Genomic DNA, 16879 nt, shown 5'->3' on the forward strand with positions numbered 1-16879 from the left:
GCCGGAGCGCGATTTTTTAACCGAGGGAGAGCGAGTAATGACGGCGTTCAGCCAGGCATACCGCACAGTTTGGTCAGGTTGCGCGCGCCGATCATCAGCGTCGCGACATAAGATTGACTACGCGTAACCACTTCCACCGCCACGCGATCGTTTTGATATTTTATCAGGTAGGTCGAAGGCCACCCCTGACGACGCTGGCCGAAGCTTTCGGCATGACGATCGATCGCCGCATGGGCAATCACCAGATGAGACAAGTTTTTATCACCTTTGATAATGCGCTTCATAAACAGCCTCCGCCAACGACAGCTCTGTTATTAGAAAAAGGAGAAACTCTTACCAATCACCGGTATTTTTATCGAATCAGTTAGCCTGTTGGCTCATCAGGAAACAGATCATCGCCGCGCGCAGCGGGCTGGCGCTGTCCGCCTGCCATTCACCGCCCTGGGTGCTCATGCGCGCTTGCCACTGCGGGCTGTCGCTTTGCTGGTCGGGGTTCAGACTGATTTTGTTGGCGCAAATGATCGGCCAGGCATCGGAGGGATTCTTGCAGTAATCTTTACCTTTCACACCGCCGTAAGGATACCACTTGTCCGGGTTCTCTCCGGTCAGCAGCGCGATGCTGCGGTTCACTTCGGCATCGCTTTCTTCGTACCATTTAATCATCGGCTTTATCCATCTTTTGTAAGGTTCGCGCTACATTACGATGTCTATACGACAGTTTTATGACAGCGTCGCCGGTTTTCACATTATCTCTACTAATGTTTTATCCCCTTTATCTTTCCTCATCGCCTGCGTACACTTTTTGCCTGTTTACCGCCCAGGAAACGCCTACATGTTGACCGGTCTCAACCATCTGACGCTCGCCGTCCACGATCTCGATCGCAGCGTCGATTTTTATCATCATCTGTTGGGGTTTATCCCGCACGCCCGTTGGCAAGGCGGCGCCTATCTTTCGTTGGGGGCCTTGTGGCTGTGCCTGTCGGTGGATGAATCGCGCACGCCACAAAACGCGCGCGATTATACCCACTACGCCTTCAGCGTAGCGCCGGAGCACATGGAGCAGGTCAGCGAGCGATTGCGCCAGAGCGGCGTAGAAGAGTGGAAAAGCAATCGCAGCGAAGGCGAATCGCTCTATTTTCTCGATCCCGATGGGCATCAGTTGGAGATTCATGCCGGCGATCTGGCCAGCCGCCTGGCGGCGTGCCGGGAAACCCCCTATCAAGGCATGGTGTTTTACTGAGGCGCTCCGGCGGCGCGGCCGCCAGCCGGAGCACATGTTCAGCGTTCGGGGATAAAACCTTTGAAGTTCAGCGCGGGGCTGAGTTCGTCGTCATCCGCGTCAGCATCGGCGCCGCGGGCGCTGTGCGCCAGACGCTTCAACAGCGCCGTTTGCTGGCGTTGCTGCTCGGCAATTTCCTGCAGCAGGCGAACCTGCTCGTTGGCGCGCACGCTGGCGCGGTTCACCAGGAACCAGACCCACAGCCCCACCAGCAACGCCACGGCGGCGAGGGCCAGCGACAGCAGGCCGTTCTGGCCAAAACCTAAATCGTACATGGACAACCCTATCTACTGCGACATTCAGGCCGCCATCTTAACACTCGCAGCGGTCGTGCGAACATCCCCGCCAAAAAAGCTTACCAGGGCACGAAGCGCGTCACCGAACAGATGCCCAGCGCGAAATTTCCGCCATCGTCGCAATAACTGTCCAGCGCCAACAGGTAGAAAAACAGGCAGGCAGCGACGGCCGTCATTATCACGAGGATTTTTTTTCGCAACAAATTTAGCAGCCTCATTGTTATCTGGGTAATCTATCGCGCATGTTATCACAGCGAAGTTAAACGAAGTTTAACTTGTCGTTTAGATTTCTGGCTACCGCCCATTTTTCAGACTGTTACCCTTGCCCTCACGCCGCCGCCGTGGCTAGATGCACACTCAGGGATAACGAGGAAGCGCAATGAGCAAATTGATTAAGTGGGTTCTGGTGTTGGCGGTCATTTACGGCGGTTTTTTGATCTCGGGCTACGGCGTGCTGATCGGCAGCAACAAGAACGTCGGCGGGTTGGGTTTGCAGTGCAAATATCTGACTGCGCGCAACGTGGCGATCGCCCAGTATGTCAATGGCGACAACGGTTTCATCGGCGTAGCCGACTGTCCGCTGTTCAAGAAAATCGAAACGGTGGTGGATTAACCGCCACCGCCAGATGCCGCCGCGCTGCGGCGGCCCCGCCTCAGTTGCGGGTAAACTTCATTTCGATCAGCGCAATAGCCTTGTCAATCGCTCGGCGAGTCACCGGATCGGCGCCGGCAGGGTGGGTGGAGAAATCGATGCTTTTGAGCTGGCCCGCCATCTTGTCGCGCACTTCGGTCGGCGCAATCACGTCGATAACGTCCAGAATCTGTTTGATGACCAGTTGGCAAGCGACCAGATCGGAAGCCAGTTCCTGCTCGTTGCTCAGCATGTCAGACATAATAATTTTTCCTCTTGATTCAAACGCCGCACAGAATAACACGCCGCCCGCGGCATTGCCTGCTCTCCCCGCCTTTTTCCCCATTCTGCGCACCACCGAGCAAAAGCCCGCGGCGGATTGGCCTATACTTGCAGCATGACGGTGGCAAAAACCACCCCTAAGCCACAACCAACAGGAGAAAGTTATGGCGAATCACAATGTGAAATCCTGGGCGACAGTGCGTGAAACTTCGGTGGAAATCGCCGAAGCCATTTTTGAACTGGCAGGGAACGACGAAGTGTTGGCGCAGAAGATCTGGGAAGAAGGCAGCGACGAAGCGTTGGAGAAGGCGTTCGCTAAAACCACCGCCGACCAGCTGTATTGGGGAGAGGAAACCGTCGAGCGGAAAAACGTTTAAGCCATCACGCAACAAAAAGCCCGGGTTTCTGACCCAGGCTTTCCCGATTGGCGATCGCCCTGCTCAGCGGCGGGCAAATTCTCTTGATCTCACGGCTCTTCACCTCCCACACCTTCCGCATTTTTCATGCTCATCACCGGCATCGCCATAAAAGCGCCGACGCCCACGATTACAACCAGAGTAATAATCACTGTCATTAACATGCGATCACCCCATCAACGTTGAGTTGTTACGGCTGACTCTGTTTTGGCGGTTATTTGCTGTGGCCTGCTCTGCGTCACCCACCGCGGCGGCGACAGTCTCAGATTAGCCGTTTTTCCTTTCGACTGACAAGCGGCGGTTGAACGGTTTTTCCGAATAATTGCCCTCTGTCATCGGCGGCGTTTTTGTCCGCGGCGGCAAGTTGTGTATACTTCACCGCTATGTAGATCTCACACTGACGCACTGATGATACAAGAACACCATCTCTCATTGGTCTGCGCCCTCAGCAAATGGGTCGAAACTCACCTCGGGCGAGTGATCCATCTCGAAGAGCTGGCCGAGTACTCCGGCTACTCGCTGTGGCACATGCAGAAGCTGTTCAAAGAAGCGACAGGGATTTCGCTGGGCAAATACATTCGCGAACGCCGTCTGGCCGGCGCGGTCTATCAACTGCGCAGCAGCGAAGCGTCGATCTTCGATATCGCCCTGGACTTTGGTTTCGGCTCGCAGTCCCATTTCACCTACATGTTCAGAAAGCGTTTTAATATCACGCCTTATGATTTCCGCCAGGATTTGAGCGTCGATCTGCACATCGACCCGCCGTTGCACGTCATTCACCAAAAATCCGCCTGATCTTCCCCGCCGTAAACCGGCGGGCTAGCGTGCGCCCCATACCGCCAGCAGCGCGATCAGGGCCGGCAACGCCTGCACCCACAGGATCTTGCGATTGGCGGTCAGTCCGCCGAACACGCCGGCCGCCAGCACGCAGCCGAGAAAGAACAGCTGCAGAGCGATATCCTCGCGCCAGTAACCCCATGCCAGTCCCAACGCCAGAAAGCCGTTGTACAACCCCTGATTGGCGGCCAATACCCACGTGGCCGCGGCAAACTCCGCCGTCGTGCCGAATGCCCGTCTGCCGAGCGGCGCACGCCACAGGAACATTTCCAGCACCAGGATATAAAGATGGAGAGCGGCAATTAGCAGCAGCAAAATGTCGGCGAATAGCTTCATGATTATCCTTAACGCTTATTTGAAGATGCCAATAAGTATAAGCGTACTGCCAATATCACCAGACGTTGGCGAAAAAAAACCCGCCGAAGCGGGTTTATGCAGGAGTCATTTTTTGAGGTTAATTTAACACGGCGACCAATAATGCCGCGACAGAGACCCAAAACAGCGCCGTAGCGATCACGACATGGGACAGTCTTGCACGATAGAGTACCTGGCTCATAATGACCTCACTGACATCTGACTAACGGGAGACAGCCTGACTTCCTGAGGATTATCCTAAACTTCTTTTCATTGTCGTTATATGAACCCGATCACTGTTTCGCCGAGAAAGCTTATATTGTCGTAAAGCTGGTGCCGCGATCACATTAATTGCGCCTTATTAGAGCAAAATAAACCGAATAATCGCGGCGATTATAGCTTAATGCTATCAAACATCGCTCCAGGGCAGGCGCGGCGCGGTCATTCGCTCGCCGGAATAGCCGCTAACGGCAGGGAAACGCGGTGTTCCTTGCTCCCAATCATGCTGGGCCTGAATAATGTCTGCCTTACTATGGCCAACAAAATTCCACCAGATAAGGATCTCTTCGTTTAACGGCGTTCCGCCGATTAATAATCCCCGGCTGCCTTTTTGAGAATTTAACTCGATAGAGTTATTTCTTATGCCCAAATAGGCAAACTCGTCAGGTGAAAAGATGTCGCCATTAAGTTCAAAGGTGCCAATCAGCGGCAGAAAACCGATTTCATAATCCTCGCGCAGCGGCAATGTTATCGTCGCCGTTTCCTGCCATTCCATATCAATGGCGATGAGCGGCGAAAGGGTAAACACCGGCGAACGATAAGCGCCAAACTCGCCGACCAACAAACGGTGATTCACGCCATTATTTTGCCAGTGCGGTAAATCAGGGTAATGATCAAAACGCGGCGCCATATCGGCATGCTCGGCCGGCAACGCAATCCACAGTTGCGCGGCGTGTAATCGGCGCGCTTCGCCCACCGACTGTTCCGTATGCGCGATGCCGTGTCCCGCAGTCATCAGATTGACCTGGCCCGGGCGGATCAGCTGTTCGCTGCCGAGGCTATCGCGGTGCAGCACCTCCCCCTCGATCATCCAGGTAAAAGTTTGCAGACCGGTGTGCGGATGCGGCCCCACATCCATGCCAGGCGACGTGCCGTTAAATACCGTCGGCCCGGCGTGATCGAGAAAACACCAGGCACCGACGGTGCGCCGCTCACGTGTGGGCAACGCGCGGTTGATCGGAATGCCCCCCACTTCGGCGTTACGCACGGCAATACGCTGGATCTGGCGCACGCCGTCAACGACGGGGCGCTCGCGTGAAGGTAAAGAACGCGTAGGACGGGACTGACTCATCGCAAAGACCTCCTGAATGACGCCGATTCGCCAAAGGCAACCGCCCCAGCTTAGCACAGGACAGCCTCCACCGGAGAACGACCACGCTCAGGCGCATTCGCGCGGATTAAGGCGCTTTGATATAGCAGCTTTTGATGTCGATATCGTCTTGCGCGTGCCTGAGATCGGAAAAATAGGTCACGCCAAAAAGAATGGATACGACCAGCAGCACGGAAACCAACAGGCCGATAATCGCCAGCAGTTTGGTTTCATCATGGAGATTAGGCTCCATTTTATCTCCCCTAGTTAATCGCGTCAGGTCACCCACAGCGTGACCGCCAGCGTAAAAATAATCAGCGAGCAGGACGCAATCGCCAGCACGACGATCGCAAATTGCGCATCACCCAAGGTTTCTCGATAGTTTTTATCCGTTGAGGCATTGCGCTGTTGTTTCACTAAATCGGTTTTCACTCGTTCAACTACTGCATTGCTGCTTGATGGGGCAAGACGCCCCCTCAGAATGGGATTGAAGCCGCCATCATGGTCTTTCAGGCCTCAACCGGGGCATGACGCTATCAATTTTCACCATCAGGGTCAACACTCCCCCATCAGGCAAACGACAGGAAACGCCAGATATAGGTAACTTTTATTGGGTTCGAAGGGAAATAAAAGATGCTTATGACAGGGTGCAAAAAAAGCCCGGCATGCAACCGGGCTATGGCGGAACGCCGGGTTATTGCGGGATACGCAAGACTTGCCCCGGATAGATTTTGTCCGGGCTCGACAGCATCGGTTTGTTGGCGTCGAAAATCTTGTTGTACAAATTGGCGTTGCCGTACATCTCTTTGGAAATCGCGCTCAGCGTATCGCCTTTCTTCACGGTATAGAAACGGCTCTCGGCATCGGATTGCGCGACCGCCACCTTGTCTTCCACGCCGCTGATACCCGCCACGTTGCCGATCGCGACCAGAATCTTCTCTTTCAATTCCTGGCTGACGGCGTCGCCGGTTACGACGGCTTTCCCATCGACGACCTGCACATCGACCTTGTCGGTACCCGGCAAGCCGCTCTTATCGAGATGCTCCTTGAGTTTGGCGCTTTGATCTTCGGCGGAGGCATTGCCGGTGACTGTGTCCCACAGTTTTTCGCCCGCTTCTTTGACGAAGTTAAACAAGCCCATATTCACTCCTTTTGATGGTTGCACTAATGCGTTGAAGTAAGGCCTGTTAAGCTTAGCACCGTCAAAAGGATATGCCATCCGCTCGCGACGCCAGAAAGGGTTAGAGAATTCCGAAAGTGCCGCAAGCCGTGCTTCGGTGGCGATTTATCAGGCAATGATGCTGAAAAATCGCGCTTTTTTGCCTACACTGTTGCAGACAGGGCGGCTCGACGAAGGAGGCGTGCAACGATGTACGCATTGGTGATGTTTGTCTGTTATCTGGATGGCGGCTGCAGTGAGATGGTAGTCGACATATTGCGCGACGAACCGCAATGCCTGGTGGCGATGAAGGAACAGAACCTGCGCCACGCCGGCTGTTATCCCATGGAAGAGTTTATCGACGGCTTTTGGTTACCAGCCAGCGAATACTCGGATTTTTAATCCTTTCCCACGCTGATGGCTGAGGAATTTCTGATTTCATCGGAAACTTCGTCTTCCTCCGAGGCATGAGGCCGCTGTTTTGCTAAATTGCGGCTCCCGAAGAAGAGAGACAGAGAAAGGTCATGTCAGCATCGGCTCATTCTAACGAGCATTATGAAACTCTGCTGCGCGACGTCAGCCTGGCGTTAGGCGACGCGGTGTTGCAGTTAATCAAAAACCACAAAAAGGTATCCGGCGGCAATATTCTTTCACAGCTGGTGAAGGAAATAGAGCGCGAGCAGGATCAGCAGCGTTTCGCCGCGCTGCGTTCCGCCATTGAGCTGGTGGGGCTGGCGCCAAAAGGCTGAGTCCCCAATAGAACGAAGGCAGGGCTTGCGCCCTGCCTGATTACCGATCCCGACACAGGATGAAGGTAATGAGAGAAACTTAGAAGCGGTAGGTCAGGTTGACGGCAACGATGTCGTCGGTGTTCAGCTTCAGTTTGTTATCGTCGTTCAACTGGTTGATCTTGTAGTCGACGTAGGTGTACATGTTTTTGTTGAAGTAGTAAGTCGCGCCCACTTCCACGTATTTCACCAGATCGGCATCGCCAATCCCTTCAATATCCTTGCCTTTAGACTGCACGTAGGCCACGGACGGACGCAGACCGTTCTCGAACTGGTACTGGGCCACAACTTCGAAGTTTTGCGTTTTGTTGGCGAAGCCGGAAGTGCCATTGACGCTGATCGGCGTCATGTTGCGCGTATCGGCATACATGGCCGCCAGATAGACCTGGTTGGCGTCATATTTGATTGCGGTGGTCCAGGCGGTGGCCTTGTCGCCTTTACCGTACTGCAGCGCCTTCTGATCGCCGGTGCGGCTGGAGTCGGAGAACGCCGCCGCAACGCCGATGCCGGTGCCGCCGATGTCCTGATAGTCCAGAGACATGCCGTAGCCGTCGCCGTTTTGCTTGGTCACGCTGCGCTTGTCTTCGTTGTTTTTACCCTGATACTGCAACGCCAGGTTCAGGCCTTCCACCAAACCGAAGAAGTCACGGTTGCGGTAGGTCGCCAGGCCGTTGGAGCGCGCGGTCATGTAGTTGTCAGTGTAGCTGTAGGAGTCGCCGCCGAATTCCGGCAGCATATCGGTGTAGGCTTCGGCGTCATACACCACGCCGTAGTTGCGGCCGTAGTCGAATGAGCCGTAGTTGGCAAACTTCAGGCCGGCGAAGCCCAAACGCGTTTTGGTGCCGGTGGTGCCCTGCGCTTCGTCGTGGTTGGAAGCAACCTGGTATTCCCACTGGCCGTAACCGGTCAGCTGATCGTTGATTTGGGTTTCGCCTTTAAAACCCAGACGAACATAAGTTTTGTCCCCGTCTTCACCTTTGTCTTTGCTGAAAACGTGCTTGGCGGCAACGCGGCCGTACAGGTCGAGTTTATTGCCATCCTTATTATAGATTTCAGCCGCGTTGGCGAAGGAGGTGACCGCCCCGAGGGCGACAGCTAAGGCTAATACACTGCGTTTCATCATTTATTTTCCTAGATATTATAATTAGAACCCTGCCCGTCACGCCCAATTTATAATTTGGGCTGTGATTTTATCTTTTGGTATTTTATGAGCGCCCCTAATGTGGGGGTGATGTGACATTAGCATCATGAATCAAAACTTAAAATCAAAAAGTTCATGAAACAACGAGGAGAAAGCATGTTTATTTGTAACCAGATATTACAACAAAACAACCACCCAACTCATTGAATATAAGAATATTTTATCACATAAGTTATAACCAAAATGGTGCATTGCACTAAAATGGTGCATTTTGGTTTCGTTTTGCGTGCTTTCTGCGCGATTCAAAAGTAGCAACAAGATTAGCATGGTTATTAAAAACGTTACTTATTTCACATTTTTATCTTAACAAAGACATCAGGCAATTAAGGCTTTTCTATAACGGCCTAATAGGATCTTTATTGATGCGCGGAAATGCAGGCATCTGCGGCGAATAAAATTCGCTTTGAGGCAATTAAAATAGCGGGAAATAGCAGGTTAAAGTAGTTAAATGAATAACGGCGGCGCGCTGACGGCGCCACCGTGGATAATTCAATACAACGTAGAGCGGGAAACTTCGTTCAGCAACATCCCGGCACGCAGCCCCAGCGCCACATTGGGATTAGGGAACAGGATCCATGCGCCCTCTTGGCCGACGCGGTATTCCTCCTGCGGCTGCTCGCACAGCAACATGCCCGCTTTCAGCTCGGTGAAGTTGGCCGTATCATCGTCCAGGTGCAGTTTGAAATCCTCGCTGTGTTTGATTAACGAGTGCATCACACGGAATACCCGGATCGCATCGCCCACGCGCACCGGCAACGCCCCTTCGCTGACCGCCGCCCGCAGAGCGCGATCGATGGCGGCGAACTGCTGCAGATCGTTGCTGCCGAACGGCCGCGCCTTGCCCAGCTCGAGCGTACAGCTCGCGGCATTGAGTTGCTCGCTGGAATAGTGGCTGAAAGTACCGCCCGGCGCGCTGTGCACCACCAGCGCATCCAGGTCGGCGGCATCCAGCAGCGTTAACATAGCATCGCTGTACGGCCGTTTCTGAAATGGCAGAATACCGAAGCGCGGCAAGTGCGACTCGCGAATGGCGGTGTGCAGATCGTAGTGGAAACGCGCCGCCTGCTCGCCATCAAAAAAGGCGGCAAGCGTGCGCTCCAGCTGCTGGGCACGCGCCGTTTCCCCGCTGGCGGCGAAGTTGCGATAGCGGCCGCCGAACATACGATTCATGTCGCTGTGCAGGTAACGCTTGCCCGCACGCATCGCCGCCGGATTACCCAGCACCACCAACAGCCGCACCGTCAGCGGCAAGCGGCCGGCCAACAGATCGCCGACCAGCTGATTGAGCAGTTCAATCGGCGCAGTTTCGTTGCCATGCACGCCCGCAGACACCACCATCGCCTGGCGATAAGGCTGCCGCGGCGTGAGCTCCAATACCCCTTCCCCTTGCCAACGCCAGCGCAGCTGCGGCGTTTCACCTTGCCATTCGGCGGGTTCATTCCCTTCCAGCGTCAGGGGCAGTAGATCGATCATACAGCCTCCCTTAGCGTTGGAACGGATAGATAGAGCCGAGACCGAGGATCGACGTCAACGAATCCAACGCCTCACGCCCTTCGCGCAGCAGCGCCGGATCGGCCAGGTCATCCTGCGTCAGACGATCGCGGTAATGGCGATCCACCCATTCGTTCAGCGTCGTAAACAGCCGATCGTTCATCATCACGCGCGGATTCACCGCCCGCAGCTCTTGCTCATTGAGCGCCACCCGCAGGCGCAGACAGGCCGGGCCGCCGCCGTTACGCATGCTTTCACGCAGATCAAACACGCGGATCTCATCGATCGGGCCGCCGTCGCCAACCATGTCGTTCAGATAACGCCAGACGCCGGCATGCTGACGCGACTCCTCCGGCACCACGATCATCATCTTGCCGTTCGGCTTGGTGAGAATTTGGCTGTTGAACAGATAGGTCGCCACCGCGTCCGCTACCGACACGCGCTCCGTCGGCACTTCGATCGCCACCAGTTCGCTGTCCAGCGTCGCCATCTTGCGGCGCACTTCATCCAGCGCCTGTTGCTGGCGATAAAACGCCTGCTGGTGGTGGAACAGCACGTTCTGGTTGCTGACCGCAATCACGTCGTTATGGAACACGCCCTGATCGATCACCGCCGGGTTTTGCTGCACGAAGACCGTATGCCGCTCGTCCAACTGGTGCAGACGCGCGATCGCCTCACCGGCTTCACGCGTCTGGCGCGCAGGGTAACGCGCCGGCGCCGTTTCGCCGCCAAACTCCTGACGACCGTAAACGAACACCTGCACGCTGCGCTTGGCGTAGTCGCCGCCCAGACGGTTATGGTTGGCCGCCCCTTCGTCGCCGAACAACGCCACCTGCGGCAGCGCCTCGTGGTGGGCGAAATGCCGATCGTCGTTGAACATCGCCCGCAATACGTCGGTGGTGGTTTCCGCTTCGATGGCGCGGTGGAATTTGTTGTTCAGGTTGGCGGCGGTGAAATGCACCTTACCGTCGGCGCTGTCCGCCGAAGGCGACACCGTGGCCGCATTGGCGGTCCACATGCACGACGCCGAGCTGAGCGCCGACAGCAGGCGCGGCGATTGACGCATCGCCTGCGCCAGCACCGCCTCATCGCTGCCGCTGAACCCCAGACGCCGCAGCATCGGCAAATGCGGCCGCTCCTGCGGCGGCAATACCCCTTGCTGGAAACCGAGATCGGCCAGCGCCTTCATTTTCAGCAACCCTTGTTTCGCCGCCAGCTTCGGGTTCGATACGCTGTTTTGATGCTGCGTCGAGGCCTCGTTGCCGAACGACAGCCCGGCATAGTGGTGCGTCGGCCCCACCAAACCGTCGAAATTGACTTCATATCCTGACATGGCTATCCCCTGGGGATGGCCTGCGGCGGCGCCACAGCACCGCCGCAGACGATTAACGGAACGACAAGCCCGGCGACAGCGTTGCCGGCAGCGACAGGCTTTCACTTTCCAGCGAAGCCATCGGCCAGGCGCAGTAGTCCGCCGCATAGAAGGCGCTTGGGCGATGGTTGCCGGAGGCCCCCACGCCGCCGAACGGCGCCGCGCTGGACGCCCCGGTCAGCGGCTTGTTCCAGTTGACGATGCCGGCGCGCGCTTCCAACAGCAGCCGCTCGAACAGTTCGCGCTGCGGCGAGACCAGCCCCACCGACAGGCCGTAGCGCGTCTGGTTGGCGAGCCGCAGGGCCTCGTCGAAATCGCGGTAACGCACAATGGTGGTCAGCGGCCCGAAATACTCTTCGTCCGGTACGCCGGCCACGCCGGTCAGATCGATGATCCCCGGGCTGAGCAACGAGCTGCCCGGCTCCAGCAGGCGCAGGGTCAGCAGCGATTTGCCGCCCAGCGCCAGCAAGCGCTGCTGCGCTTTCAGCATGTTTTCCGCCGCGGCGGACGACACCACGCCGCCCATAAACGGCTGCGGTTCGGCATCCCAACGGCCGACGCGCAGTTCACCCGCCACCTGAACCAAACGCGCGATGAAGGCGTCGCCTTCCGCTCCCTGCTTCACCAGAATGCGGCGTGAACAGGTGCAGCGTTGGCCGGCGGAGATAAACGCCGACTGGATAGCCAGGTTGACCGCCGCATCGCGATCCTCGAAACCATCGACGATCAGGGCGTTGTTGCCGCCCATTTCCAGCGCCAGGATCTTCTCCGGCTGCCCCGCTAATTGGCGGTGCAGATGGTAGCCGGTCCCGGCGCTGCCGGTGAACAACAGCCCGTCGATATCCGCACTGGCCGCCAGCGCTTCGCCGGTTTCCCGGCCGCCCTGCACCAGATTGATCACCCCCTCCGGCAGACCGGCTTTCAGCCACAGCTTCAGGGTCTCTTCGGCGGTCAGCGGCGTCAGTTCGCTCGGCTTGAACACCACGCAGTTTCCGGCCAGCAGCGCCGGCACGATATGGCCATTGGGCAGATGGCCGGGGAAGTTATAAGGCCCGAACACCGCCAGTACGCCGTGCGGGCGATGGCGCAGCACCGAAGCGCCGTCGGCCATCGCCGTCTGGCTAAATCCGGTGCGCGTCTGATAGGCCTGCAGCGAAATGCCCACCTTGCCGATCATCGCCTGAATTTCGGTCAGCGTTTCCCAGCGCGGTTTACCGGTCTCACGGCTGATGGTTTCCGCCAGCGACTGTTTGTGTTCTTCCAGCAAGGCGGCGAAGCGTTTCACCAGCTGTTCACGCTGCTCGAACGGCGTGCGCGCCCAGGCTGGGAAAGCGGCGCGCGCAGCTTCGCAGGCGGCGGCGACGTCATCGGCGTCAGCGGCGTTGGCGCGCCACAGCGGCTGATTGCCGACCGGGTCGGTCTTGCCGAACTCAGCGCCGCGGCCCTGCCGCCAGACGCCATTAATCAACAGAGCAGGATGGGACATCATGCTTTCTCCTGTGCAATAAGGGGGAGCACCCGCACCGGGCTGCCCTGCTCGACGCCCAGCGCCGCGGCGGTGGCGGCGTTGATATGCAGGCGGTCGTCATACAGATCGGCATTGACCAGCAGTGCGCGGTAGTTCTGATAGTTGTCGTTGGCCACCAGATGCACCGGCGCATCGGCGCGCATCGGCGTGTCATCCAGTACCACTTTCACCAGGCGGCTCTGCTTCACCGCACGGATGTGGTCGATCTCTGCTTCCAGCGTCGGGCCGCCGTCGAAGATATCGACGTAGCCCTGATAACTCAGGCCTTCCGCCTCCAGCAGGCGGCGCGCAGGCAGGGTTTGCGGGTGCACCTCACCGATCACTTTCTGCGCGTCCTCGGCCAGGAAGTCGACATACAGCGGATGCTTCGGCATCAGCTCGGCGATAAACGCCTTTTGCCCGGTGCCGCTCAGGTAGTCCGCCTTGGCGAACTCGATGGAGAAGAAACGGTGACCGACGCTCTCCCAGAACGGCGAACGGCCGTTTTCATCGGAGAAACCGCGCATCTCGGCGATCAGACGCCGGGAGAAGCGTTCACGGAACGCGGCAATAAACAGGAAACGTACCTTCGACAGCAGCTTGCCGTTCTCGCCGTGACGATAGTCCGGATCGAGGAACAGCGTACACAGCTCCGAATGGCCGGTGTGGTCGTTGCTGAGGAACAGCGTCGGCACCGATTTATAGACGTTCAGCTGTTTGGACGCGTGCACCTGCGTGCCGACGCGGAAGCTGTACCAGGGTTCCGCCAGGCCGACGGCCACTTCGATCGCGCAGACCCCCACCGCCTGCCGGCGCTCGCTGTCTTCCAACACGAACAAATAACACTGGTCACTTTGCGGAAGTTCGCCTTGCCAGGTTTTTAACGCCCGCTCAATACGTGCCGACAGAGTATCTTCGTTTTGCGGCAGCGACGTGAGACCGATACCGGATTTGCCAGCCAACGTCAGCAAATCTGCCAGATCGCGGCGCTCTATAGGGCGAATAATCATCATAATGCGAACCTCTTCTGAATCAGGCTGCGCCGGTGAAGGCGCAGCCCGCTGATTAGCTGCAAATGCGCGCCACGGCGCGCGCGAATCGCGCCAGCCCCTCTTTCACATCCTGTTCAGGGATGATCAGCGACGGCGTGAAACGCACCACGTCCGGTCCGGCGATCAGCGCGATGACGCCTTCTTCGTTGGCCAGTTGGGTGATCTGCTTCGCTTTGCCGGCATAGTCTTTCTTCAGTTGGCAGCCGATCAGCAAACCGCCGCCGCGAATCTCGGCGAAGATCGGATACTGGCGGTTAATGTCGTTCAACCCATCGATAAACCACTGGTGCCGCTGTTTGACGCCTGCCAGCACTTCCGGGGTGTTGATGATGGAGAACACCTCTCCCGCCACCGCCGTCGCCAGCGGGTTGCCGCCGTAGGTGGTGCCGTGGGTGCCGACGCCCAGCGTTTTCGCCAGGGCGTCGGTGGTCAGCATGGCGCCGATCGGGAAGCCGCCGCCCAGCGCTTTGGCGGTGGTCAGCACGTCCGGCACCACGCCGTACTGCATGTAGGCATACAGGTGGCCGGTGCGGCCGACGCCGGTCTGCACTTCGTCGAAGATCAGCAGCGCGTTATGGCGATCGCACAGCTCGCGCAACCCCTGCAGGAAGCTGGCCTCCGCCGGCAGCACGCCGCCTTCACCCTGGATAGGCTCGACGATCACCGCGCAGGTACGATCGTTGATTAGCTCGGCCGCCGCCGCCAGATCGTTATACGGCGTGTGGGTGATGCCGCCCGGCAGCGGCGCAAAGTCCTGCGAATACTTCGGCTGACCGCCGGCGGAGACGGTGAACAGCGTGCGGCCGTGGAACGCGTTGTTGAAGGCCACGATCTGATCTTTGCCGGCGCCGTGCTGGTCGTGCGCGTGTTTGCGCGCCAGCTTCAGCGCCGCTTCATTGGCTTCGGCGCCCGAGTTACAGAAAAACACCTTGTCGGCGAAGGTGGCGTCGATCAGCTTTTTGGCCAGACGCAGCACCGGTTCGTTGGTATAGCCATTGCCCAGATGCCACAGTTTGCCCGCCTGCTCCACCAGCGCCGCCTTGACCGCCGGGTGCGCATGGCCCAACGCGTTAACCGCGATGCCGCCGGCGAAATCGATGTAAGACTTACCCTGTTGATCCCACACCTGCGAGCCTTCTCCCCGCACCAGAATAAAATCGGCAGGGGCATAAACCGGGACCATCCAGTCATCGAAAGACTGGCGGGTAACTGCGATTGGCTGTTCCATAGTGACCTCATAATCTCAGCAAAGGCTGAATTTTGACTGTAAGGGCCGCTCAAGCCCGGCTAGGCCGCCACAATGCAAAAAAAACGCTGTTCAAAACCGACTTTCTCCGCGGAGAAAATGCTGCCTTTCACCGCCGATTTAGAAACAAATCTGTTACATAAAATCAGTTTTTCACTATTTATGGCGTATATCCGGTCCCTGAGCGGGGAGTAAATGTTAACGAGCAGTTAAAATACATGTCGTTTGATAAAGAGTGTAGAGCAGCTATCGTGCCAAAACGGGATTTTTGCCGGATTTTGCTATTTTTTACGTTAAAACAACGGCTTATAATGCATACCTATTCATTTTTTATGCATTGGTAATGCATAAATTAAAAAATAAGGCCTAAAATCATCATTGCCCGCGAAATCCTATTCAATTACGAAAAACTTCAGGATTTCTGATCGGGCTCGCAAAAATAATTTCATCCGATTTGCTCGTCATCACACTTTTTGCCCCAATCCGGTGCAGCGGTGCGCCAGGATCGTGCAATGCGGCGGCGAAGCGCCTATGCCCGACTGCCGCGGCTCTCGCTTTATGCGCCAACGACTACACTGTGATTCTGATCGCACCTTTTCTTCTTCCGCGCACAAGGAGTCACCATGTCCAAGAAAACCGTCGACCTCGGTCGGCCGCTCCCCCTGCATGACATCCGTACCTTTCTCGACGCGCTGAATGCCGCCGGCGGCAAACCCATGGAACACATGAAGCCCAAAGAGGCGCGCAGGGTTTTGGAAGAGGCGCAGCGCAGCGCCGAGGTGCCGCTGCGTGAGGTCGAAATCAGCGAGAAAAGCATTCATGTAGAGGGGCAGGATATTTTGCTGCAGCTGGTGCGGCCGGCCAGGGTCAAGGAAAAGCTGCCGGTCTTCATGTTCTTTCACGGCGGTGGTTGGGTGCTGGGCGATTTCCCCACCCACGAACGCCTGGTGCGCGATCTGGTGCACAGCTCCGGGGCGGCGGCAGTGTTCGTCAACTACCCCCGTTCGCCCGAAGCGCGATACCCTGAGGCGATCAACCTGGCTTACGCCGCCACGGAATGGGTGGCCGAGTACGGTGAAAAGATCAACGTCGACGGCTCACGGCTGGCGGTGGTCGGCAACAGCGTCGGCGGCAACATGGCGGCGGTGGTCAGCCTGATGGCCAAAGAGAAAGGCATACCGGCGCTGCGTTGCCAGATCCTGCTGTGGCCCGTCACGCACGCCCAGTTTGATACCGACTCCTATCATCAGTTCGCCGAAGGCCATTTCCTGACCCGCAACATGATGAAGTGGTTTTGGGACAGCTATGCGCCCGATAAGGCGCAGCGCAAGGAAATCTACGCCTCGCCGCTCAACGCCACGGTGGAACAGCTGCAGGGGTTGCCGCCGGCGCTGGTGCAGACCGCCGAGCTGGACGTGTTGCGCGATGAGGGCGAGGCCTACGCGCGCCTGCTCGACGCCGCCGGGGTCGAGGTCACTTCCACCCGCTACAACGGATTGATCCACGACTACGGTCTGTTGAACCCGCTCGCCCATGTCCCGGCGGTGCATTCGGCGATCCACCAGGCCGGGCGCGCGCTGAAGCATTACCTGTCCTGAT

At 57.3% G+C, this 16879-nt stretch carries 23 protein-coding genes; 7 read left to right on the forward strand and 16 right to left on the reverse strand.

Annotation, left to right across the window (positions count from 1 at the left end):
• Nucleotides 1-47: 47 nt before the first annotated feature.
• Nucleotides 48-284: a DUF4060 family protein gene (locus tag AC6BYQ_RS02790; protein WP_004927680.1), complete on the reverse strand. Its 237-nt coding sequence runs from the start codon at nt 282-284 to the stop codon at nt 48-50.
• A gap of 76 nt (nt 285-360) precedes the next feature.
• The gene (locus AC6BYQ_RS02795; protein ID WP_074053990.1) at nt 361-663 is read right to left on the reverse strand and encodes a phage protein NinX family protein; all 303 of its coding nucleotides are present in this window, start codon (nt 661-663) and stop codon (nt 361-363) included.
• A gap of 169 nt (nt 664-832) precedes the next feature.
• Here AC6BYQ_RS02795 and fos point away from each other — a divergent pair, with 169 nt between their 5' ends.
• Nucleotides 833-1240, forward strand: a complete 408-nt coding sequence (fos, locus tag AC6BYQ_RS02800) for a fosfomycin resistance glutathione transferase (protein ID WP_154746353.1) — start codon at nt 833-835, stop codon at nt 1238-1240.
• 38 nt (nt 1241-1278) lie between these two features.
• On the opposite strand, the gene AC6BYQ_RS02805 is transcribed toward fos, so the two are convergent.
• Entirely contained in the window at nt 1279-1554 is a 276-nt protein-coding gene (locus AC6BYQ_RS02805) for a YebO family protein (protein ID WP_019452852.1), read from the reverse strand.
• A gap of 80 nt (nt 1555-1634) precedes the next feature.
• On the reverse strand, nt 1635-1778 hold the full coding sequence (gene mgrB, locus AC6BYQ_RS02810; protein WP_016927395.1) for a PhoP/PhoQ regulatory lipoprotein MgrB: 144 nt from the start codon (nt 1776-1778) through the stop codon (nt 1635-1637).
• A gap of 176 nt (nt 1779-1954) precedes the next feature.
• On the opposite strand from mgrB, the gene AC6BYQ_RS02815 reads away from it, so the two are divergent.
• The gene (locus tag AC6BYQ_RS02815; protein ID WP_004927690.1) at nt 1955-2188 is read left to right on the forward strand and encodes a YobH family protein; all 234 of its coding nucleotides are present in this window, start codon (nt 1955-1957) and stop codon (nt 2186-2188) included.
• A gap of 40 nt (nt 2189-2228) precedes the next feature.
• Here the strand turns inward: AC6BYQ_RS02815 and AC6BYQ_RS02820 are convergent, their stop codons facing one another.
• On the reverse strand, nt 2229-2468 hold the full coding sequence (locus AC6BYQ_RS02820; RefSeq protein ID WP_004927692.1) for a DUF2766 family protein: 240 nt from the start codon (nt 2466-2468) through the stop codon (nt 2229-2231).
• Between the two features lie 184 nt (nt 2469-2652).
• Here AC6BYQ_RS02820 and AC6BYQ_RS02825 point away from each other — a divergent pair, with 184 nt between their 5' ends.
• Both AC6BYQ_RS02825 and AC6BYQ_RS02830 read left to right on the forward strand, forming a co-directional pair.
• Nucleotides 2653-2865 carry a YccJ family protein gene (locus AC6BYQ_RS02825; RefSeq protein ID WP_004927694.1) on the forward strand — a complete coding sequence of 71 codons (213 nt, stop codon included), beginning with the start codon at nt 2653-2655 and terminating at the stop codon, nt 2863-2865.
• 447 nt (nt 2866-3312) lie between these two features.
• Nucleotides 3313-3699 (forward strand): helix-turn-helix domain-containing protein, encoded by a 387-nt coding sequence (locus AC6BYQ_RS02830; protein ID WP_004927697.1) that lies wholly within the window; start codon nt 3313-3315, stop codon nt 3697-3699.
• Nucleotides 3700-3723: 24 nt separating this feature from the next.
• Here the strand turns inward: AC6BYQ_RS02830 and AC6BYQ_RS02835 are convergent, their stop codons facing one another.
• From AC6BYQ_RS02835 to lysM, 5 genes are all read right to left on the reverse strand, one after another.
• Nucleotides 3724-4077 carry a DUF1304 domain-containing protein gene (locus AC6BYQ_RS02835; protein WP_019452855.1) on the reverse strand — a complete coding sequence of 118 codons (354 nt, stop codon included), beginning with the start codon at nt 4075-4077 and terminating at the stop codon, nt 3724-3726.
• Nucleotides 4078-4504: 427 nt separating this feature from the next.
• Complete coding sequence (locus AC6BYQ_RS02840) at nt 4505-5446, reverse strand: pirin family protein (RefSeq protein ID WP_498056320.1); 942 nt, start codon at nt 5444-5446, stop codon at nt 4505-4507.
• Between the two features lie 106 nt (nt 5447-5552).
• Nucleotides 5553-5717, reverse strand: coding sequence for a hypothetical protein (locus AC6BYQ_RS02845; protein ID WP_019452857.1), 165 nt, complete (start codon nt 5715-5717; stop codon nt 5553-5555).
• A gap of 23 nt (nt 5718-5740) precedes the next feature.
• On the reverse strand, nt 5741-5896 hold the full coding sequence (locus AC6BYQ_RS02850) for a hypothetical protein (protein WP_019452858.1): 156 nt from the start codon (nt 5894-5896) through the stop codon (nt 5741-5743).
• 262 nt (nt 5897-6158) lie between these two features.
• Entirely contained in the window at nt 6159-6605 is a 447-nt protein-coding gene (lysM, locus tag AC6BYQ_RS02855) for a peptidoglycan-binding protein LysM (protein ID WP_019452859.1), read from the reverse strand.
• A gap of 228 nt (nt 6606-6833) precedes the next feature.
• Between lysM and AC6BYQ_RS02860 the strand changes: the two genes are divergently transcribed.
• Nucleotides 6834-7025 carry a YdfD/YebW family protein gene (locus AC6BYQ_RS02860; protein ID WP_004934567.1) on the forward strand — a complete coding sequence of 64 codons (192 nt, stop codon included), beginning with the start codon at nt 6834-6836 and terminating at the stop codon, nt 7023-7025.
• A 122-nt stretch (nt 7026-7147) separates the two neighbouring features.
• Nucleotides 7148-7372 carry a biofilm development regulator YmgB/AriR family protein gene (locus AC6BYQ_RS02865; RefSeq protein ID WP_019452860.1) on the forward strand — a complete coding sequence of 75 codons (225 nt, stop codon included), beginning with the start codon at nt 7148-7150 and terminating at the stop codon, nt 7370-7372.
• Between the two features lie 79 nt (nt 7373-7451).
• Here the strand turns inward: AC6BYQ_RS02865 and ompC are convergent, their stop codons facing one another.
• The 6 genes from ompC to AC6BYQ_RS02895 all read right to left on the reverse strand — a co-directional run bounded on the left by ompC (nt 7452) and on the right by AC6BYQ_RS02895 (nt 15262).
• Nucleotides 7452-8534 carry a porin OmpC gene (ompC, locus tag AC6BYQ_RS02870; protein ID WP_304621490.1) on the reverse strand — a complete coding sequence of 361 codons (1083 nt, stop codon included), beginning with the start codon at nt 8532-8534 and terminating at the stop codon, nt 7452-7454.
• A gap of 567 nt (nt 8535-9101) precedes the next feature.
• A complete protein-coding gene (gene astE / locus AC6BYQ_RS02875) occupies nt 9102-10085 on the reverse strand; it encodes a succinylglutamate desuccinylase (protein ID WP_019452862.1) in 984 nt (327 codons plus the stop codon).
• Between the two features lie 10 nt (nt 10086-10095).
• Nucleotides 10096-11436, reverse strand: a complete 1341-nt coding sequence (astB, locus tag AC6BYQ_RS02880; RefSeq protein ID WP_154746356.1) for an N-succinylarginine dihydrolase — start codon at nt 11434-11436, stop codon at nt 10096-10098.
• Between the two features lie 52 nt (nt 11437-11488).
• The gene (gene astD / locus AC6BYQ_RS02885; protein WP_440529423.1) at nt 11489-12961 is read right to left on the reverse strand and encodes a succinylglutamate-semialdehyde dehydrogenase; all 1473 of its coding nucleotides are present in this window, start codon (nt 12959-12961) and stop codon (nt 11489-11491) included.
• On the reverse strand, nt 12961-13995 hold the full coding sequence (astA, locus tag AC6BYQ_RS02890; RefSeq protein WP_004934585.1) for an arginine N-succinyltransferase: 1035 nt from the start codon (nt 13993-13995) through the stop codon (nt 12961-12963). The genes astD and astA overlap by 1 nt, the downstream gene beginning before the upstream one ends.
• 52 nt (nt 13996-14047) lie before the next feature.
• A complete protein-coding gene (locus tag AC6BYQ_RS02895) occupies nt 14048-15262 on the reverse strand; it encodes an aspartate aminotransferase family protein (RefSeq protein ID WP_019452865.1) in 1215 nt (404 codons plus the stop codon).
• A gap of 641 nt (nt 15263-15903) precedes the next feature.
• On the opposite strand from AC6BYQ_RS02895, the gene AC6BYQ_RS02900 reads away from it, so the two are divergent.
• Nucleotides 15904-16878, forward strand: coding sequence for an alpha/beta hydrolase (locus AC6BYQ_RS02900; RefSeq protein ID WP_498056253.1), 975 nt, complete (start codon nt 15904-15906; stop codon nt 16876-16878).
• The last annotated feature ends 1 nt before the right edge of the window (nt 16879 follow it).

This window comes from Serratia sp. LTN-2, from assembly GCF_059740205.1.